The organism is Paraburkholderia youngii (assembly GCF_013366925.1).
GTDB lineage: Bacteria > Pseudomonadota > Gammaproteobacteria > Burkholderiales > Burkholderiaceae > Paraburkholderia > Paraburkholderia youngii.
Genome location: NZ_JAALDK010000003.1, coordinates 704,272 through 726,193, shown reverse-complemented (window position 1 = coordinate 726,193; position 21,922 = coordinate 704,272). Strand labels below are relative to the sequence as shown.

Sequence of the window (21,922 nt, the reverse complement as noted above, 5' to 3'; positions counted from 1 at the left end):
CATGGCGAGCCGGTGCCGTTCGGGGCGGTGGGTGAGCTCTACATTGGCGGGGCGGGGGGTCGCGCGGGGCTATCTGAACCGCCCCGAGCTGACAGCCGAGCGGTTCATCGCCAGTCCCTTTGTGGAGGGCGATCGGCTGTATCGCACGGGGGATCTGGCGCGGTACCTGCCGGATGGCAATCTGGAGTTTCTGGGGCGCATCGACGAGCAGGTCAAGATCCGGGGCTTTCGCATCGAGCCGGGCGAGGTGGCCGCGCACCTGTGCGCACATGCATGGGTGCGCGAGGCGGTGGTGGTGGCGCGCGAGGAGCGGGCCGGCGAGCCGCAGCTGGTGGCCTATGTGGTGGCCGCACAGGAGGCGCAGGAAGCGCAGCTTGCGGCGACGCTGCGCGCGCATCTGGCGGGGCAGCTGCCGGACTACATGGTGCCGGCGGCGTTCGTGCCGCTGGGGGCGCTGCCGCTGACGGTCAACGGCAAGCTGGACCGGCGGGCGCTGCCTGCGCCGCAGGACGATGCGTATGCGCGGCGGGGGCTACGAGGCGCCGCGCGGGGAGCTCGAGACGGTGCTGGCGCAGCTGTGGGCGGAGCTGCTGGGTCTGGAGCGGGTCGGTCGGCATGACCACTTCTTCGAGCTGGGCGGCCATTCGCTGCTGGCCGTGCAACTGATGGAGCGGCTGCGGCAGCGCTCGCTGGGAGTAGAGGTGCGCGCGCTGTTCGCGCGGCCGGTGCTGGCCGATCTGGCGGCCAGCCTGGGCAGCCATCAGGAGGTCGCGGTCCCCGCCAACCTGATTACCGCGCACAGTACGGCGATCACCCCCGGGATGCTGCCGCTCATCGGGCTGAGCCGGGCGGAGATCGACCGGGTGGTGGCCACGGTGCCCGGGGGCTGGCCAACATCCGAGACATCTATGCTCTCTCGCCGCTGCAGGAGGGCATCCTGTTCCATCACCTGCTGGCCAGCCAGGGCGATCCATACCTGCTGGTCTCGCAGATGGCATTTGCCGGTCGTGGCCAGCTGGAGCGCTATCTGGCGGCAGTGCAGCGGGTGGTGGACCGGCACGATATCCTGCGCACGTCGTTTGTGTGGGAGGGGCTGTCCGCTCCGGCGCAGGTGGTGTGGCGCCAGGCGCGGCTGGAGGTGGTGGAGGTTGAACTGGACGAGGCGGAGGGGCCGGCTCCCGAGCAGCTGCGGCGCCGGTTCGATCCGCGCGGGCAGCGCATCGATCTGGGGCGGGCGCCACTGATACGGTGTGTGACGGCCCGGGAGCCGGACAGCGGGCGCTGGCTGCTGCTGGAGCTGCAGCATCATCTGATCGGCGATCACACCACCTCAGAGGTAATGCATGCGGAGGTCCGGAGCGTGCTGGGAGGACGCGGGCACGAGCTGGCCGAGCCGCAGCCATTCCGTAACCTGATAGCGCAGGCGCGGCTGGGTGTGGGAGAGCAGGCGCATGAGCAGTTCTTCCGGGAGATGCTCTCGGAGATTGGCGGGCCGACGCTGCCGTTCGGGCTGGGCGAGGTGCGCGGCGAGGGCAGCGGGGTGGACGAGGCGCGGCGGCAGTTGCCGCAGGCGCTTAACGACCGGCTGCGGCAGCAGGCGCGGCGGCTGGGGGTGAGCGTGGCCAGCCTGTGCCATCTGGCGTGGGCGCAGGTGGTGGCGCGCAGCAGCGGCCGCGAGCAGGTGGTGTTCGGCACGGTGCTGTTCGGGCGCATGCATGGTGGCACGGGCGCGGACCGGGCGATGGGCCTGTTCATGAACACGCTGCCGGTGCGGCTCGACGTGGATGGAACCGGGGTCGAGGAGAGTGTGCGTCGCACACACGCGCGGCTGGCGGAGCTGCTAACCCACGAGCATGCCCCGCTGGCGCTGGCGCAGCGCTGCAGCGGCGTTGCGGCGCCTGCGCCGCTGTTTGGCGCGCTGCTGAACTATCGCCACAATACGCTGGCGGCGCTCCCGGGCGTCGTGGGGGACGATGTCCTGGACGGCATGGAGTGGCTGGGTGCGCAGGAGCGCACCAACTATCCCCTGACCCTGTCGGTGGACGACTCCGGGCAGGCGCTGGGCCTGACGGCGGAAGCGGTCGAGCCGGTTTCTGCGGAGCGGGTGTGCGGTTACATGCAACATGCGCTGGAGCATCTGGCGGAGCTGCTGGAGCGCTCGCCGCACACGCCGGTGCGGGAGCTGGAGATCCTGCCGGGGCAGGAGCGCGGGTATCTGCTGGAGGAGCTGAACCGCACGGAGGCGGCGTATCCGTCGGAGCGGTGCATCCATGAGCTGTTCGAGGCGCAGGTGCGGCGGGCACCGGAGGCGGTGGCGCTGGTGCATGAGAACGAGAGACTGAGCTATGGCGAGCTCAATGCGCGGGCCAACCGGCTGGCGCACCATCTGATCGCACTCGGAGTCAGGCCGGATCAGCCGGTGGGGATCTGCGTGGAGCGCAGCGCGGCGATGGTGGTGGGGCTGCTGGCGATCCTGAAGGCGGGGGCGCATATGTGCCGCTGGATGCGGCGTATCCGGGGGCGCGGCTGCGGCAGATTGTGGGGAGGCGGCGCCGCGGCTGGTGCTGGCCGATGGGGCGGGGCGTGCGGCGCTGGGCGAGGAGGCGCTCGCTGGCGTGGGGCTGGTGGAGCTGGAGGCGCAGTCGCCGGCGTGGGCCGGGCAGCCGTCATCGGATCCGGATGCGCGCGCGCTGGGCCTGGGTCCGCACCATCTGGCCTATGTGATCTACACGTCGGGCTCCACCGGCACGCCCAAGGGCGTCATGGTTGAACATCGTGGAGTGGCCAATTATCTTGCGTGGGCCTGTGAAGCTTACGCGCCACGATCATCCTCGATCGTTTCTTCTTCCCTGGCGTTCGATGCGACGATCAACAGCCTGTTTGCACCGCTGATCTGCGGTGGTCATGCACGGCTGGTACGGGAACGCGATGAGGTCGCGGGACTAAAGGTACAGGCCAGATCGGCATGCGGGCTGGTCAACGTTACCCCGAGCCATCTGGACGCGCTTGGACAACAGATGCTGGCGGGCCCGATGACCAGCCGGTTGACCTGCTTGTTATCGGTGGTGAAGCGCTGTCGCATTCAACAGTCGAGTTGTGGCGCAGGGTTCAGCCCGGCGCCGGGGATGGTGAATGAATACGGGCCGACCGAAACGGTTGTGGGTTGCACCTTTTACGAAATTCCGAGCGAATGCGCTGTATCGACGCACGTTCCGATCGGCCGTCCGATTGCGAACACGCGGGTGTATGTGCTGGACGGTCATGGCGAGCCGGTGCCGTTCGGGGCGGTGGGCGAGCTCTACATTGGCGGGGCGGGGGGTCGCGCGGGGCTATCTGAACCGCCCCGAGCTGACAGCCGAGCGGTTCATCGCCAGTCCCTTTGTGGAGGGCGATCGGCTGTATCGCACGGGGGATCTGGCGCGGTACCTGCCGGATGGCAATCTGGAGTTTCTGGGGCGCATCGACGAGCAGGTCAAGATCCGGGGCTTTCGCATCGAGCCGGGCGAGGTGGCCGCGCACCTGTGCGCACATGCATGGGTGCGCGAGGCGGTGGTGGTGGCGCGCGAGGAGCGGGCCGGCGAGCCGCAGCTGGTGGCCTATGTGGTGGCCGCACAGGAGGCGCAGGAAGCGCAGCTTGCGGCGACGCTGCGCGCGCATCTGGCGGGGCAGCTGCCGGACTACATGGTGCCGGCGGCGTTCGTGCCGCTGGGGGGCGCTGCCGCTGACGGTCAACGGCAAGCTGGACCGGCGGGCGCTGCCTGCGCCGCAGGACGATGCGTATGCGCGGCGGGGCTACGAGGCGCCGCGCGGGGAGCTCGAGACGGTGCTGGCGCAGCTGTGGGCGGAGCTGCTGGGTCTGGAGCGGGTCGGTCGGCATGACCACTTCTTCGAGCTGGGCGGCCATTCGCTGCTGGCCGTGCGGCTGCTCAGCCGGCTGTCGCAGATTGCGGGTGTGGAACTGTCGCTGGCGATGCTGTTTGCGCGGCCGGTGCTGGCCGATCTGGCCGCAGGCATGGCCGGAGCGGTGAGCGGCGCGGCAGCGCAGGCGCTGCCGGCCATTGGAGCCGTATCGCGCCAGGCGCCGCTTGAGCTGTCGTTTGCGCAGCAGCGGCTGTGGTTTCTGGCCCAGCTGGACAAGGACAGCGCCCGCTACCACATTGCGCTGGGCTGGCGGTTGCGGGGCAGGCTGGACCGCGCGGCGTGGCGACGCAGCCTCGATCAGCTGTATGCGCGCCACGAGGCGCTGCGCAGCGTCTTCGTTGATGCGGAGGAGGGCCCCCGGGTTGAGATCCTGCCGCCCGGCACGGGCCTGCCCGTGCTGGAGCACGACCTGCGGGAGCGGCCGGATGCGGCGGCGGCGCTTGTGGCGCTGTGCGCCGAAGAGGCGTGCATGCCCTTTGATCTGGCGCGCGGGCCGCTGGTCCGCGGGCGCCTGATCCGGCTGTCGGAGCAGGAGCATGTCTTCCTGCTGACGCAGCATCACATCGTCTCGGACGGCTGGTCGGTGGGGGTGCTGGTACGGGAACTGGGCAGCCTGTACCGGGCGTTCGTGGCCGGACAGGCCAATCCCCTGCCGGTGCCGGCGATCCAGTATCCCGATTATGCGGCCTGGCAGCGGCAATGGCTCTCCGGGGAGCGGCTGCAGCGTCAGGCGCAGTACTGGCGCGAGGCCCTGTCAGGCGCGCCGTCCATGCTCGCGTTGCCGACGGACCGGCCGCGCCCGGCGCGTCAGTCGTTTGCCGGCGCCACGGTGCCGGTGGAGATCGATGCGGAGCTCACGCGGGAACTCAGGCGGCTGGGCCGTGAGCATGGCACGACGCTGTTCATGACGGTGCTGGCGGGCTGGGCGGCGGTGCTCTCGCGTCTGTCGGGGCAGGACGACCTTGTGATCGGGGTGCCGAGTGCCAACCGCGGCCGACGCGAGATCGAGGAGCTGATCGGCTTTTTTGTGAATACGCTGGCGCTCCGGGTGGACCTGTCGGGCGGGCCGGACGTGGCGACGCTTCTGGAGCGGACACGGCGCACGGCCCTGGGGGCGCAGGAGCATCAGGACCTGCCGTTCGAGCAGGTGGTGGAGATCGTGCAGCCGCCACGGGCGCTTGATCACACGCCGCTGTTCCAGGTGGGGCTGGCCTGGCAGGATAACGCGCTGGGGCGGCTCGATCTTCCCGGGCTGGGCGTGGAGGAGGTGATGGACAATGCGCCCGGGCAGGTCCGGTTCGATCTGGAGCTGAATGTAGGCGAGTGTGACGGGAGGATCGTGGGCACGCTGGGCTATGCCACGGCGCTGTTCGAAGAGTCGACGGTCAGGCGGCAGCGGGATTATCTCGCTGGCGCTGCTGCGGGCGATGGCTGCGGACGCGGGACAGCCGGTGGAGCGCATCGATATCCTGCCGGCGGCGGAGCGCGGGTATCTGCTGGAGGAGCTGAACCGCACGGAGGCGGCGTATCCGTCGGAGCGGTGCATCCACGAGCTGTTCGAGGCGCAGGTGCGGCGGGCACCGGAGGCGGTGGCGCTGGTGCATGAGAACGAGAGACTGAGCTATGGCGAGCTCAATGCGCGGGCCAACCGGCTGGCGCACCATCTGATCGCACTCGGAGTCAGGCCGGATCAGCCGGTGGGGATCTGCGTGGAGCGCAGCGCGGCGATGGTGGTGGGGCTGCTGGCGATCCTGAAGGCGGGGGCGCATATGTGCCGCTGGATGCGGCGTATCCGGGGGCGCGGCTGCGGCAGATTGTGGGGAGGCGGCGCCGCGGCTGGTGCTGGCCGATGGGGCGGGGCGTGCGGCGTTGGGCGAGGAGGCGCTGGCCGGGGTGAGGCTGGTGGGGCTGGAGGCGCAGTCGCCGGCGTGGGCCGGGCAGCCGTCATCGGATCCGGATGCGCGCGCGCTGGGCCCGGGTCCGCACCATCTGGCCTATGTGATCTACACGTCGGGCTCCACCGGCACGCCCAAGGGCGTCATGGTTGAACATCGTGGAGTGGCCAATTATCTTGCGTGGGCCTGTGAAGCTTACGCGCCACGATCATCCTCGATCGTTTCTTCTTCCCTGGCGTTCGATGCGACGATCAACAGCCTGTTTGCACCGCTGATCTGCGGTGGTCATGCACGGCTGGTACGGGAACGCGATGAGGTCGCGGGACTAAAGGTACAGGCCAGATCGGCATGCGGGCTGGTCAACGTTACCCCGAGCCATCTGGACGCGCTTGGACAACAGATGCTGGCGGGCCCGATGACCAGCCAGGTTGACCTGCTTGTTATCGGTGGTGAAGCGCTGTCGCATTCAACAGTCGAGTTGTGGCGCAGGGTTCAGCCTGGCGCCAGGATGGTGAATGAATACGGGCCGACCGAAACGGTTGTGGGTTGCACCTTTTACGAAATTCCGAGCGAATGCGCTGTATCGACGCACGTTCCGATCGGCCGTCCGATTGCGAACACGCGGGTGTATGTGCTGGACGGTCATGGCGAGCCGGTGCCGTTCGGGGCGGTGGGCGAGCTCTACATTGGCGGGGCGGGGGGTCGCGCGGGGCTATCTGAACCGCCCCGAGCTGACAGCCGAGCGGTTCATCGCCAGTCCCTTTGTGGAGGGCGATCGGCTGTATCGCACGGGGGATCTGGCGCGGTACCTGCCGGATGGCAATCTGGAGTTTCTGGGGCGCATCGACGAGCAGGTCAAGATCCGGGGCTTTCGCATCGAGCCGGGCGAGGTGGCCGCGCACCTGTGCGCACATGCATGGGTGCGCGAGGCGGTGGTGGTGGCGCGCGAGGAGCGGGCCGGCGAGCCGCAGCTGGTGGCCTATGTGGTGGCCGCACAGGAGGCGCAGGAAGCGCAGCTTGCGGCGACGCTGCGCGCGCATCTGGCGGGGCAGCTGCCGGACTACATGGTGCCGGCGGCGTTCGTGCCGCTGGGGGCGCTGCCGCTGACGGTCAACGGCAAGCTGGACCGGCGGGCGCTGCCTGCGCCGCAGGACGATGCGTATGCGCGGCGGGGTTACGAGGCGCCGCGCGGGGAGCTCGAGACGGTGCTGGCGCAGCTGTGGGCGGAGCTGCTGGGTCTGGAGCGGGTCGGTCGGCATGACCACTTCTTCGAGCTGGGCGGCCATTCGCTGCTGGCCGTGCAACTGATGGAGCGGCTGCGGCAGCGCTCGCTGGGAGTAGAGGTGCGCGCGCTGTTCGCGCGGCCGGTGCTGGCCGATCTGGCGGCCAGCCTGGGCAGCCATCAGGAGGTCGCGGTCCCCGCCAACCTGATTACCGCGCACAGTACGGCGATCACCCCCGGGATGCTGCCGCTCATCGGGCTGAGCCAGGCGGAGATCGACCGGGTGGTGGCCACGGTGCCCGGGGGACTGGCCAACATCCAGGACATCTATGCTCTCTCGCCGCTGCAGGAGGGCATCCTGTTCCATCACCTGCTGGCCAGCCAGGGCGATCCATACCTGCTGGTCTCGCAGATGGCATTTGCCGGTCGTGGCCAGCTGGAGCGCTATCTGGCGGCAGTGCAGCGGGTGGTGGACCGGCACGATATCCTGCGCACGTCGTTTGTGTGGGAGGGGCTGTCCGCTCCGGCGCAGGTGGTGTGGCGCCAGGCGCGGCTGGAGGTGGTGGAGGTTGAACTGGACGAGGCGGAGGGGCCGGCTCCCGAGCAGCTGCGGCGCCGGTTCGATCCGCGCGGGCAGCGCATCGATCTGGGGCGGGCGCCACTGATACGGTGTGTGACGGCCCGGGAGCCGGACAGCGGGCGCTGGCTGCTGCTGGAGCTGCAGCATCATCTGATCGGCGATCACACCACCTCAGAGGTAATGCATGCGGAGGTCCGGAGCGTGCTGGGAGGACGCGGGCACGAGCTGGCCGAGCCGCAGCCATTCCGTAACCTGATAGCGCAGGCGCGGCTGGGTGTGGGAGAGCAGGCGCATGAGCAGTTCTTCCGGGAGATGCTCTCGGAGATTGACGGGCCGACGCTGCCGTTCGGGCTGGGCGAGGTGCGCGGCGAGGGCAGCGGGGTGGACGAGGCGCTGCGGCAGTTGCCGCAGGCGCTTAACGACCGGCTGCGGCAGCAGGCGCGGCGGCTGGGGGTGAGCGTGGCCAGCCTGTGCCATCTGGCGTGGGCGCAGGTGGTGGCGCGCAGCAGCGGCCGCGAGCAGGTGGTGTTCGGCACGGTGCTGTTCGGGCGCATGCATGGTGGCACGGGCGCGGACCGGGCGATGGGCCTGTTCATGAACACGCTGCCGGTGCGGCTCGACGTGGATGGAACCGGGGTCGAGGAGAGTGTGCGTCGCACACACGCGCGGCTGGCGGAGCTGCTAACCCACGAGCATGCCCCGCTGGCGCTGGCGCAGCGCTGCAGCGGCGTTGCGGCGCCTGCGCCGCTGTTTGGCGCGCTGCTGAACTATCGCCACAATACGCTGGCGGCGCTCCCGGGCGTCGTGGGGGACGATGTCTCGGACGGCATGGAGTGGCTGGGTGCGCAGGAGCGCACCAACTATCCCCTGACCCTGTCGGTGGACGACTCCGGGCAGGCGCTGGGCCTGACGGCGGAAGCGGTCGAGCCGGTTTCTGCGGAGCGGGTGTGCGGTTACATGCAACATGCGCTGGAGCATCTGGCGGAGCTGCTGGAGCGCTCGCCGCACACGCCGGTGCGGGAGCTGGAGATCCTGCCGGGGCAGGAGCGCGGGTATCTGCTGGAGGAGCTGAACCGCACGGAGGCGGCGTATCCGTCGGAGCGGTGCATCCATGAGCTGTTCGAGGCGCAGGTGCGGCGGGCACCGGAGGCGGTGGCGCTGGTGCATGAGAACGAGAGACTGAGCTATGGCGAGCTCAATGCGCGGGCCAACCGGCTGGCGCACCATCTGATCGCACTCGGAGTCAGGCCGGATCAGCCGGTGGGGATCTGCGTGGAGCGCAGCGCGGCGATGGTGGTGGGGCTGCTGGCGATCCTGAAGGCGGGGGCGCATATGTGCCGCTGGATGCGGCGTATCCGGGGGCGCGGCTGCGGCAGATTGTGGGGGAGGCGGCGCCGCGGCTGGTGCTGGCCGATGGGGCGGGGCGTGCGGCGCTGGGCGAGGAGGCGCTCGCTGGCGTGGGGCTGGTGGAGCTGGAGGCGCAGTCGCCGGCGTGGGCCGGGCAGCCGTCATCGGATCCGGATGCGCGCGCGCTGGGCCTGGGTCCGCACCATCTGGCCTATGTGATCTACACGTCGGGCTCCACCGGCACGCCCAAGGGCGTGATGGTCGAGCACCGCAGCACCGTGAACCTGCTGCACTGGAGCCGCCGCGTGTTTGCGGAATCCGAGACCAGCCGCATGCTGTTCTCTACCTCGATCGGCTTCGACCTGTCGGTCTATGAGTGCTTCGTTACGCTGTCGCAGGGAGGCACACTCTATCTTGTCGAGGATGCGCTGGCACTGACGCAGACACCCCTGGATGTCTCGCTGATCAACACGGTTCCCTCGACGATGGCGGCGCTGCTCGACCAGCAGGCCGTGCCGGCATCGGCGCGCGTAATCAACCTGGCGGGCGAGCGGTTGCCCGCCAGCCTGATCGGCAGAGTGTTCAGCAGCAGTGGCGCAGAGAAGATCTGCAACCTGTACGCTCCGTCCGAAACGACGACGTATTCGACCTGGACCTGCATGGCAAGGGGGAGGCGGTCGTTGAAACGATCGGCCGTCCGATTGCGAACACGCGGGTGTACGTGCTGGACGATCATGGCGAGCCGGTGCCGTTCGGGGGCGGTGGGGAGCTCTACATTGGCGGGGCGGGGGTTGCGCGTGGCTACCTGAAGCGTCCGGAACTGAGCGCGCAGCGGTTCATGGCCGATCCGTTCAGTGCGCAGCCGGGCGCGCGGATGTATCGCACGGGGGACCTGGCGCGGTACCTGCCGGATGGCAATCTGGAGTTTCTGGGGCGCATCGACGAGCAGGTCAAGATCCGGGGCTTTCGCATCGAGCCGGGCGAGGTGGCCGCGCACCTGTGCGCACATGCATGGGTGCGCGAGGCGGTGGTGGTGGCGCGCGAGGAGCGGGCCGGCGAGCCGCAACTGGTGGCTTATGTGGTGGCCGCACAGGAGGCGCAGGAAGCGCAGCTTGCGGCGACGCTGCGCGCGCATCTGGTGGGGCAGCTGCCGGACTACATGGTGCCGGCGGCGTTCGTGCCGCTGGGGGCGCTGCCGCTGACGGTCAACGGCAAGCTGGACCGGCGGGCGCTGCCTGCGCCGCAGGACGATGCGTATGCGCGGCGGGGTTACGAGGCGCCGCGCGGGGAGCTCGAGACGGTGCTGGCGCAGCTGTGGGCGGAGCTGCTGGGTCTGGAGCGGGTCGGTCGGCATGACCACTTCTTCGAGCTGGGCGGCCATTCGCTGCTGGCCGTGCGGCTGCTCAGCCGGCTGTCGCAGATTGCGGGTGTGGAACTGTCGCTGGCGATGCTGTTTGCGCGGCCGGTGCTGGCCGATCTGGCCGCAGGCATGGCCGGAGCGGTGAGCGGCGCGGCAGCGCAGGCGCTGCCGGCCATTGGAGCCGTATCGCGCCAGGCGCCGCTTGAGCTGTCGTTTGCGCAGCAGCGGCTGTGGTTTCTGGCCCAGCTGGACAAGGACAGCGCCCGCTACCACATTCCGCTGGGCTGGCGGTTGCGGGGCAGGCTGGACCGCGCGGCGTGGCGACGCAGCCTCGATCAGCTGTATGCGCGCCACGAGGCGCTGCGCAGCGTCTTCGTTGATGCGGAGGAGGGCCCCCGGGTTGAGATCCTGCCGCCCGGCACGGGCCTGCCCGTGCTGGAGCACGACCTGCGGGAGCGGCCGGATGCGGCGGCGGCGCTTGTGGCGCTGTGCGCCGAAGAGGCGTGCATGCCTTTTGATCTGGCGCGCGGGCCGCTGATCCGCGGGCGCCTGATCCGGCTGTCGGAGCAGGAGCATGTCTTCCTGCTGACGCAGCATCACATCGTCTCGGACGGCTGGTCGGTGGGGGTGCTGGTACGGGAACTGGGCAGCCTGTACCGGGCGTTCGTGGCCGGACAGGCCAATCCCCTGCCGGTGCCGGCGATCCAGTATCCCGATTATGCGGCCTGGCAGCGGCAATGGCTCTCCGGGGAGCGGCTGCAGCGTCAGGCGCAGTACTGGCGCGAGGCCCTGTCAGGCGCGCCGTCCATGCTCGCGTTGCCGACGGACCGGCCGCGCCCGGCGCGTCAGTCGTTTGCCGGCGCCACGGTGCCGGTGGAGATCGATGCGGAGCTCACGCGGGAACTCAGGCGGCTGGGCCGTGAGCATGGCACGACGCTGTTCATGACGGTGCTGGCGGGCTGGGCGGCGGTGCTCTCGCGTCTGTCGGGGCAGGACGACCTTGTGATCGGGGTGCCGAGTGCCAACCGCGGCCGGCGCGAGATCGAGGAGCTGATCGGCTTTTTTGTGAACACGCTGGCGCTCCGGGTGGACCTGTCGGGCGGGCCGGACGTGGCGACGCTTCTGGAGCGGACACGGCGCACGGCCCTGGGGGCGCAGGAGCATCAGGACCTGCCGTTCGAGCAGGTGGTGGAGATCGTGCAGCCGCCACGGGCGCTTGATCACACGCCGCTGTTCCAGGTAATGCTGGCCTGGCAGGATAACGCGCTGGGGCGGCTCGATCTTCCCGGGCTGGGCGTGGAGGAGGTGATGGACAATGCGCCCGGACAGGTCCGGTTCGATCTGGAGCTGAATGTAGGCGAGTGTGACGGGAGGATCGTGGGCACGCTGGGCTATGCCACGGCGCTGTTCGAAGAGTCGACGGTCAGGCGGCAGCGGGATTATCTCGCTGGCGCTGCTGCGGGCGATGGCTGCGGACGCGGGACAGCCGGTGGAGCGCATCGATATCCTGCCGGCGGCGGAGCGCGGGTATCTGCTGGAGGAGCTGAACCGCACGGAGGCGGCGTATCCGTCGGAGCGGTGCATCCACGAGCTGTTCGAGGCGCAGGTGCGGCGGGCACCGGAGGCGGTGGCGCTGGTGCATGAGAACGAGAGACTGAGCTATGGCGAGCTCAACGCGCGGGCCAACCGGCTGGCGCACCATCTGATCGCACTCGGAGTCAGGCCGGATCAGCCGGTGGGGATCTGCGTGGAGCGCAGCGCGGCGATGGTGGTGGGGCTGCTGGCGATCCTGAAGGCGGGGGGCGCATATGTGCCGCGGGATGCGGCGTATCCGGGGGCGCGGCTGCGGCAGATTGTGGGCGAGGCGGCGCCGCGGCTGGTGCTGGCCGATGGGGCGGGGCGTGCGGCGCTGGGCGAGGAGGCGCTGGCCGGGGTGAGGCTGGTGGAGCTGGAGGCGGGGTCACCGGCGTGGGCCGGGCAGCCGTCATCGGATCCGGATGCGCGCGCGCTGGGCCTGGGTCCGCACCATCTGGCCTATGTGATCTACACGTCGGGCTCCACCGGCACGCCCAAGGGCGTCATGGTTGAGCATGCTCAGATTGTTCGTTTGTTCGAGACGACGCAGCACTGGTTTGGCTTCAATGAACGCGACGTATGGTGTCTGTTCCATTCCTTCTCGTTCGATTTCTCAGTATGGGAGTTGTGGGGGGCGCTACGCCATGGCGGCTGTGTGGTGCTCGTGCCCGGGCATGTTGCTCGCGCGCCTTCAGCATTCGATGAGCTAATCCGCAGATATGGCGTCACAGTTCTGAACCAGACCCCCTCAGCTTTTAGAGCTCTGATGGATGTGGAGTCTCACACCAGTGTTCCGAACCGACTTCGATACGTGATCTTTGGTGGTGAGAGGCTCGACCCGTCGATGCTCAGGTCATGGTCTGGGAGATATTCCGGTCACGCGCCACAACTGATCAACATGTACGGCATCACGGAAATGACCGTGCATGTGACCTATCGGTCTCTTGGCCAGTCTGACTCGTCCGGACCGGGTGGTCTGATCGGAAGACGCATTCCCGATCTTCGGCTCTATCTGCTGGACGGTCATGGCGAGCCGGTGCCGTTCGGGGCGGTGGGTGAGCTCTACATTGGCGGGGCGGGGGGCGCGCGGGGCTATCTGAACCGCCCCGAGCTGACAGCCGAGCGGTTCATCGCCAGTCCCTTTGTGGAGGGCGATCGGCTGTATCGCACGGGGGATCTGGCGCGGTACCTGCCGGATGGCAATCTGGAGTTTCTGGGGCGCATCGACGAGCAGGTCAAGATCCGGGGCTTTCGCATCGAGCCGGGCGAGGTGGCCGCGCACCTGTGCGCACATGCATGGGTGCGCGAGGCGGTGGTGGTGGCGCGCGAGGAGCGGGCCGGCGAGCCGCAGCTGGTGGCTTATGTGGTGGCCGCACAGGAGGCGCAGGAAGCGCAGCTTGCGGCGACGCTGCGCGCGCATCTGGTGGGGCAGCTGCCGGACTACATGGTGCCGGCGGCGTTCGTGCCGCTGGGGGCGCTGCCGCTGACGGCCAATGGCAAGCTGGACCGGCGGGCGCTGCCTGCGCCGCAGGACGATGCGTATGCGCGGCGGGGTTACGAGGCGCCGCGCGGGGCGCTCGAGACGGTGCTGGCGCAGCTGTGGGCGGAGCTGCTGGGTCTGGAGCGGGTCGGTCGGCATGACCACTTCTTCGAGCTGGGCGGCCATTCGCTGCTGGCCGTGCGGCTGCTCAGCCGGCTGTCGCAGATTGCGGGTGTGGAACTGTCGCTGGCGATGCTGTTTGCGCGGCCGGTGCTGGCCGATCTGGCCCGTATGACTGCTATCGCTTTGATCGAACGAGAATTCGATCCTGATGAACTTCGGAACCTGCTTTCTTTGGGAATGCGGACATGACAGATCTAACTAGGATCGAGTTAGAAGATCTCGATATTGATGACTTAACCGAGCTTGTCTTGCTTGCCAAAGACAGAAATTGTAATGACGGTAAGCGAAAGCCCAGGTTGATACAAACCATAGGCCGCGAAGACCTTCTATTGCTGTCGTTTGCGCAGCAGCGGCTGTGGTTTCTGGCCCAGCAGGACAAGGACAGCACCCGCTACCACATTGCGCTGGGCTGGCGGTTGCGGGGCAGGCTGGATCGCGCGGCGTGGCGACGCAGCCTCGATCAGCTGTATGCGCGCCACGAGGCGCTGCGCAGCGTCTTCGTTGATGCAGAGGAGGGGCCCCGGGTTGAGATCCTGCCGCCCGGCACGGGCCTGCCCGTGCTGGAGCACGACCTGCGGGAGCGGCCGGATGCGGCGGCGGCGCTTGTGGCGCTGTGCGCCGAAGAGGCGTGCACGCCCTTTGATCTGGCGCGCGGGCCGCTGGTCCGCGGGCGCCTGATCCGGCTGTCGGAGCAGGAGCATGTCTTCCTGCTGACGCAGCATCACATCGTCTCGGACGGCTGGTCGGTGGGGGTGCTGGTACGGGAACTGGGCAGCCTGTACCGGGCGTTCGTGGCCGGACAGGCCAATCCCCTGCCGGTGCCGGCGATCCAGTATCCCGATTATGCGGCCTGGCAGCGGCAATGGCTCTCCGGGGAGCGGCTGCAGCGTCAGGCGCAGTACTGGCGCGAGGCCCTGTCAGGCGCGCCGTCCATGCTCGCGTTGCCGACGGACCGGCCGCGCCCGGCGCGCCAGTCGTTTGCCGGCGCCACGGTGCCGGTGGAGATCGATGCGGAGCTCACGCGGGAACTCAGGCGGCTGGGCCGTGAGCATGGCACGACGCTGTTCATGACGGTGCTGGCGGGCTGGGCGGCGGTGCTCTCGCGTCTGTCGGGGCAGGACGACCTTGTGATCGGGGTGCCGAGTGCCAACCGCGGCCGGCGGGAGATCGAGGAGCTGATCGGCTTTTTTGTGAACACGCTGGCGCTCCGGGTGGACCTGTCGGGCGGGCCGGACGTGGCGACGCTTCTGGAGCGGACACGGCGCACGGCCCTGGGGGCGCAGGAGCATCAGGACCTGCCGTTCGAGCAGGTGGTGGAGATCGTGCAGCCGCCACGGGCGCTTGATCACACGCCGCTGTTCCAGGTAATGCTGGCCTGGCAGGATAACGCGCTGGGGCGGCTCGATCTTCCCGGGCTGGGCGTGGAGGAGGTGATGGACAATGCGCCCGGGCAGGTCCGGTTCGATCTGGAGCTGAATGTAGGCGAGTGTGACGGGAGGATCGTGGGCACGCTGGGCTATGCCACGGCGCTGTTCGAAGAGTCGACGGTCAGGCGGCAGCGGGATTATCTGCTGGCGCTGCTGCGGGCGATGGCTGCGGACGCGGGACAGCCGGTGGAGCGCATCGATATCCTGCCGGCGGCGGAGCGCCGGTATCTGCTGGAGGAGCTGAACCGCACGGAGGCGGCGTATCCGTCGGAGCGGTGCATCCACGAGCTGTTCGAGGCGCAGGTGCGGCGGGCACCGGAGGCGGTGGCGCTGGTGCATGAGAGCGAGAGACTGAGCTATGGCGAGCTCAACGCGCGGGCCAACCGGCTGGCGCACCATCTGATCGCACTCGGAGTCAGGCCGGATCAGCCGGTGGGGATCTGCGTGGAGCGCAGCGCGGCGATGGTGGTGGGGCTGCTGGCGATCCTGAAGGCGGGGGCGCATATGTGCCGCTGGATGCGGCGTATCCGGGGCGCGGCTGCGGCAGATTGTGGGGGAGGCGGCGCCGCGGCTGGTGCTGGCCGATGGGGCGGGGCGTGCGGCGTTGGGCGAGGAGGCGCTGGCCGGGGTGAGGCTGGTGGAGCTGGAGGCGGGGTCACCGGCGTGGGCCGGGCAGCCGTCATCGGATCCGGATGCGCGCGCGCTGGGCCTGGGTCCGCACCATCTGGCCTATGTGATCTACACGTCGGGCTCCACCGGCACGCCCAAGGGCGTGATGGTCGAGCACCGCAGCACCGTGAACCTGCTGCACTGGAGCCGCCGCGTGTTTGCGGAATCCGAGACCAGCCGCATGCTGTTCTCTACCTCGATCGGCTTCGACCTGTCGGTCTATGAGTGCTTCGTTACGCTGTCGCAGGGAGGCACACTCTATCTTGTCGAGGATGCGCTGGCACTGACGCAGACACCCCGGATGTCTCGCTGATCAACACGGTTCCCTCGACGATGGCGGCGCTGCTCGACCAGCAGGCCGTGCCGGCATCGGCGCGCGTAATCAACCTGGCGGGCGAGCGGTTGCCCGCCAGCCTGATCGGCAGAGTGTTCAGCAGCAGTGGCGCAGAGAAGATCTGCAACCTGTACGCTCCGTCCGAAACGACGACGTATTCGACCTGGACCTGCATGGCAAGGGGGGAGGCGGTCGTTGAAACGATCGGCCGTCCGATTGCGAACACGCGGGTGTACGTGCTGGACGATCATGGCGAGCCGGTGCCGTTCGGGGCGGTGGGGGAGCTCTACATTGGCGGGGCGGGGGTTGCGCGTGGCTACCTGAAGCGTCCGGAACTGAGCGCGCAGCGGTTCATGGCCGATCCGTTCAGTGCGCAGCCGGGCGCGCGGATGTATCGCACGGGGGACCTGGCGCGGTACCTGCCGGATGGCAATCTGGAGTTTCTGGGGCGCACCGACGAGCAGGTCAAGATCCGGGGCTTTCGCATCGAGCCGGGCGAGGTGGCCGCGCACCTGTGCGCACATGCATGGGTGCGCGAGGCGGTGGTGGTGGCGCGCGAGGAGCGGGCCGGCGAGCCGCAGCTGGTGGCTTATGTGGTGGCCGCACAGGAGGCGCAGGAAGCGCAGCTTGCGGCGACGCTGCGCGCGCATCTGGTGGGGCAGCTGCCGGACTACATGGTGCCGGCGGCGTTCGTGCCGCTGGGGGCGCTGCCGCTGACGGTCAACGGCAAGCTGGACCGGCGGGCGCTGCCTGCGCCGCAGGACGATGCGTATGCGCGGCGGGGCTACGAGGCGCCGCGCGGGGCGCTCGAGACGGTGCTGGCGCAGCTGTGGGCGGAGCTGCTGGGTCTGGAGCGGGTCGGTCGGCATGACCACTTCTTCGAGCTGGGCGGCCATTCGCTGCTGGCCGTGCGGCTGCTCAGCCGGCTGTCGCAGATTGCGGGTGTGGAACTGTCGCTGGCGATGCTGTTTGCGCGGCCGGTGCTGGCCGATCTGGCCGCAGGCATGGCCGGAGCGGTGAGCGGCGCGGCAGCGCAGGCGCTGCCGGCCATTGGAGCCGTATCGCGCCAGGCGCCGCTTGAGCTGTCGTTTGCGCAGCAGCGGCTGTGGTTTCTGGCCCAGCTGGACAAGGACAGCGCCCGCTACCACATTGCGCTGGGCTGGCGGTTGCGGGGCAGGCTGGACCGCGCGGCGTGGCGACGCAGCCTCGATCAGCTGTATGCGCGCCACGAGGCGCTGCGCAGCGTCTTCGTTGATGCGGAGGAGGACCCCCGGGTTGAGATCCTGCCGCCCGGCACGGGCCTGCCCGTGCTGGAGCACGACCTGCGGGAGCGGCCGGATGCGGCGGCGGCGCTTGTGGCGCTGTGCGCCGAAGAGGCGTGCATGCCTTTTGATCTGGCGCGCGGGCCGCTGATCCGCGGGCGCCTGATCCGGCTGTCGGAGCAGGAGCATGTCTTCCTGCTGACGCAGCATCACATCGTCTCGGACGGCTGGTCGGTGGGGGTGCTGGTACGGGAACTGGGCAGCCTGTACCGGGCGTTCGTGGCCGGACAGGCCAATCCTCGCCGGTGCCGGCGATCCAGTATCCCGATTATGCGGCCCGGCAGCGGCAATGGCTCTCCGGGGAGCGGCTGCAGCGTCAGGCGCAGTACTGGCGCGAGGCCCTGTCAGGCGCGCCGTCCATGCTCGCGTTGCCGACGGACCGGCCGCGCCCGGCGCGTCAGTCGTTTGCCGGCGCCACGGTGCCGGTGGAGATCGATGCGGAGCTCACGCGGGAACTCAGGCGGCTGGGCCGTGAGCATGGCACGACGCTGTTCATGACGGTGCTGGCGGGCTGGGCGGCGGTGCTCTCGCGTCTGTCGGGGCAGGACGACCTTGTGATCGGGGTGCCGAGTGCCAACCGCGGCCGGCGCGAGATCGAGGAGCTGATCGGCTTTTTTGTGAATACGCTGGCGCTCCGGGTGGACCTGTCGGGCGGGCCGGACGTGGCGACGCTTCTGGAGCGGACACGGCGCACGGCCCTGGGGGCGCAGGAGCATCAGGACCTGCCGTTCGAGCAGGTGGTGGAGATCGTGCAGCCGCCACGGGCGCTTGATCACACGCCGCTGTTCCAGGTAATGCTGGCCTGGCAGGATAACGCGCTGGGGCGGCTCGATCTTCCCGGGCTGGGCGTGGAGGAGGTGATGGACAATGCGCCCGGACAGGTCCGGTTCGATCTGGAGCTGAATGTAGGCGAGTGTGACGGGAGGATCGTGGGCACGCTGGGCTATGCCACGGCGCTGTTCGAAGAGTCGACGGTCAGGCGGCAGCGGGATTATCTGCTGGCGCTGCTGCGGGCGATGGCTGCGGACGCGGGACAGCCGGTGGAGCGCATCGATATCCTGCCGGCGGCGGAGCGCGGGTATCTGCTGGAGGAGCTGAACCGCACGGAGGCGGCGTATCCGTCGGAGCGGTGCATCCACGAGCTGTTCGAGGCGCAGGTGCGGCGGGCACCGGAGGCGGTGGCGCTGGTGCATGAGAACGAGAGACTGAGCTATGGCGAGCTCAACGCGCGGGCCAACCGGCTGGCGCACCATCTGATCGCACTCGGAGTCAGGCCGGATCAGCCGGTGGGGATCTGCGTGGAGCGCAGCGCGGCGATGGTGGTGGGGCTGCTGGCGATCCTGAAGGCGGGGGGCGCATATGTGCCGCTGGATGCGGCCTATCCGTCTCAGCGGCTGCGCCAGGTGCTGGTCGATGCCGCTCCGCAGCTGCTGCTGGCCGATGGGGCCGGCCGCGCCGCACTTGGCGCCGAGGTGCTGACCGATGTGATAGCGGTCGATCTGGAAACGGCCACGCCGGTCTGGGGCGAGCGGCCGCCTTCGGACCCGGAGCCGCGCACGCTTGGCCTCACGTCCCGCCATCTCGCCTATGTGATCTACACCTCAGGCTCAACCGGAACTCCCAAGGGAGTACAGAATGAGCATCGAGCGGTTATCAATCGCCTGATCTGGATGCAAAAGGCCTATGCACTCAATACGGCTGATGTCGTCTTGCAGAAGACCCCGTTTAGCTTCGATGTCTCTGCCTGGGAATTCTTTTGGACATTGCTTGAAGGGGCAACCCTGGTGCTGGCGGTTCCTGGTGTACACAAAGACCCGGATGCGCTTGTAAACCTGATAATCGGCCAACGCATCACCACCGCACACTTTGTACCATCGATGCTGGCCAGCTTCATGGACACGAAGGGCGTTGATCGCTGCACATCCCTGCAGCGTCTCGTGTGTAGTGGTGAGGCGCTTTCTGCTTCCCTCACGCAGAAGGTTCGGTGCGTATTACCTTGGACCGGTCTGCACAATCTATATGGTCCCACGGAAGCTGCTATCGACGTAACGGCCTGGAATTGCCCGGCTGATTTTAATGGGTCAGTGGTCCCGATTGGCCGTCCGATTTCGAACACGCGGGTTTATCTGCTGGACGGTCATGGCGAGCCGGTGCCGTGCGGGGCGGTGGGGGAGCTTTACATTGGCGGGGCGGGGGTCGCGCGGGGCTATCTGAACCGCCCCGAGCTGACAGCCGAGCGGTTCATCGCCAGTCCCTTTGTGGAGGGCGATCGGCTGTACCGCACGGGGGACCTGGGGCGTTATCTGCCGGACGGCAATCTGGAGTTCCTGGGGCGCAACGACGACCAGGTGAAGATTCGCGGCTATCGCATCGAGCCGGGCGAGGTGGCCGCGCACCTGTGCGCACATGCATGGGTGCGCGAGGCGGTGGTGGTGGCGCGACAGAACCGCGCCGGCGACAGGCATCTTATCGCCTATGTGGTGTGTGCACCCGAAGCTCAATCGGATGGGCTGGATGGCCTTGAGCTTGCCAACACCTTGCGCGCGTACCTAAGTGCGCGGCTGCCAGACTACATGGTACCGTCGGCGTTCATGCCGCTGGCGGAGTTACCGCTGACGGTGAATGGCAAGCTCGACCGCAAGGCACTGCCGGCGCCGGCCGACGATGCCTATGCGCGGGCGGCCTATGAGGCGCCGCAGGGCGCAGTCGAAACGGCGCTGGCAGAGATCTGGGCCGAGCTTCTAGGCCTGGAGCGGGTCGGACGCCACGACCACTTCTTCGAGCTGGGCGGCCACTCGCTCCTCGCGGTACAGGTGTCGAGCCGGCTGTCGCAGGCTGTTGGGGTCGAACTGCCGCTGTCGACACTGTTCGCCAGGCCGGTGCTGGGCGATCTTGCGGCAAGTATCGTCGAGGTGTTGAGCCGCTCCGGTCCCCAACACCTGCCGGCGATTGTGGCCGTATCGCGCCAGGCGCCGCTTGAGCTGTCGTTTGCGCAGCAGCGGTTGTGGTTTCTGGCCCAGCTGGACAAGGACAGCACCCGCTACCACATTGCGCTGGGCTGGCGGTTGCGGGGCAGGCTGGATCGCGCGGCGTGGCGACGCAGCCTCGATCAGCTGTATGCGCGCCACGAGGCGCTGCGCAGCGTCTTCGTTGATGCGGAGGAGGACCCCCGGGTTGAGATCCTGCCGCCCGGCACGGGCCTGCCCGTGCTGGAGCACGACCTGCGGGAGCGGCCGGATGCGGCGGCGGCGCTTGTGGCGCTGTGCGCCGAAGAGGCGTGCACGCCCTTTGATCTGGCGCGCGGGCCGCTGGTCCGCGGGCGCCTGATCCGGCTGTCGGAGCAGGAGCATGTCTTCCTGCTGACGCAGCATCACATCGTCTCGGACGGCTGGTCGGTGGGGGTGCTGGTACGGGAACTGGGCAGCCTGTACCGGGCGTTCGTGGCCGGACAGGCCAATCCCCTGCCGGTGCCGGCGATCCAGTATCCCGATTATGCGGCCTGGCAGCGGCAATGGCTCTCCGGGGAGCGGCTGCAGCGTCAGGCGCAGTACTGGCGCGAGGCCCTGTCAGGCGCGCCGTCCATGCTCGCGTTGCCGACGGACCGGCCGCGCCCGGCGCGCCAGTCGTTTGCCGGCGCCACGGTGCCGGTGGAGATCGATGCGGAGCTCACGCGGGAACTCAGGCGGCTGGGCCGTGAGCATGGCACGACGCTGTTCATGACGGTGCTGGCGGGCTGGGCGGCGGTGCTCTCGCGTCTGTCGGGGCAGGACGACCTTGTGATCGGGGTGCCGAGTGCCAACCGCGGCCGGCGGGAGATCGAGGAGCTGATCGGCTTTTTTGTGAATACGCTGGCGCTCCGGGTGGACCTGTCGGGCGGGCCGGACGTGGCGACGCTTCTGGAGCGGACACGGCGCACGGCCCTGGGGGCGCAGGAGCATCAGGACCTGCCGTTCGAGCAGGTGGTGGAGATCGTGCAGCCGCCACGGGCGCTTGATCACACGCCGCTGTTCCAGGTGGGGCTGGCCTGGCAGGATAACGCGCTGGGGCGGCTCGATCTTCCCGGGCTGGGCGTGGAGGAGGTGATGGACAATGCGCCCGGGCAGGTCCGGTTCGATCTGGAGCTGAATGTAGGCGAGTGTGACGGGAGGATCGTGGGCACGCTGGGCTATGCCACGGCGCTGTTCGAAGAGTCGACGGTCAGGCGGCAGCGGGATTATCTGCTGGCGCTGCTGCGGGCGATGGCTGCGGACGCGGGACAGCCGGTGGAGCGCATCGATATCCTGCCGGCGGCGGAGCGCGGGTATCTGCTGGAGGAGCTGAACCGCACGGAGGCGGCGTATCCGTCGGAGCGGTGCATCCACGAGCTGTTCGAGGCGCAGGTGCGGCGGGCACCGGAGGCGGTGGCGCTGGTGCATGAGAACGAGAGACTGAGCTATGGCGAGCTCAATGCGCGGGCCAACCGGCTGGCGCACCATCTGATCGCACTCGGAGTCAGGCCGGATCAGCCGGTGGGGATCTGCGTGGAGCGCAGCGCGGCGATGGTGGTGGGGCTGCTGGCGATCCTGAAGGCGGGGGCGCATATGTGCCGCTGGATGCGGCGTATCCGG

The 21,922-nt window shown here is 68.8% G+C and carries 3 protein-coding genes and 4 pseudogenes; all 7 read left to right on the top strand.

Annotated features, from left to right (window positions below; genetic code table 11):
• Nucleotides 1-229 precede the first annotated feature (229 nt).
• Nucleotides 230-3,642 (top strand): annotated as a pseudogene (locus tag G5S42_RS46120) (AMP-binding protein); the annotation flags it as partial.
• Nucleotides 3,538-3,879: an AMP-binding enzyme gene (locus G5S42_RS46115; RefSeq protein ID WP_446686559.1), complete on the top strand. Its 342-nt coding sequence runs from the start codon at nucleotides 3,538-3,540 to the stop codon at nucleotides 3,877-3,879. The pseudogene G5S42_RS46120 and the gene G5S42_RS46115, both read left to right, overlap by 105 nt.
• Entirely contained in the window at nucleotides 3,824-5,527 is a 1,704-nt protein-coding gene (locus G5S42_RS45580) for a condensation domain-containing protein (RefSeq protein ID WP_176112401.1), read from the top strand. Before G5S42_RS46115 ends, G5S42_RS45580 begins: the two co-directional genes overlap by 56 nt.
• Nucleotides 5,490-5,969: an AMP-binding protein gene (locus G5S42_RS45575; protein WP_312883740.1), complete on the top strand. Its 480-nt coding sequence runs from the start codon at nucleotides 5,490-5,492 to the stop codon at nucleotides 5,967-5,969. The genes G5S42_RS45580 and G5S42_RS45575 overlap by 38 nt, the downstream gene beginning before the upstream one ends.
• Nucleotides 5,920-6,456 (top strand): annotated as a pseudogene (locus tag G5S42_RS45570) (AMP-binding protein); the annotation flags it as partial. The gene G5S42_RS45575 and the pseudogene G5S42_RS45570, both read left to right, overlap by 50 nt.
• Nucleotides 6,446-7,144: pseudogene (locus G5S42_RS46110) on the top strand (acyl carrier protein); the annotation flags it as partial. The pseudogenes G5S42_RS45570 and G5S42_RS46110, both read left to right, overlap by 11 nt.
• Nucleotides 7,124-21,832 (top strand): annotated as a pseudogene (locus G5S42_RS45985) (amino acid adenylation domain-containing protein); the annotation flags it as partial. The pseudogenes G5S42_RS46110 and G5S42_RS45985, both read left to right, overlap by 21 nt.
• Nucleotides 21,833-21,922 lie beyond the last annotated feature (90 nt).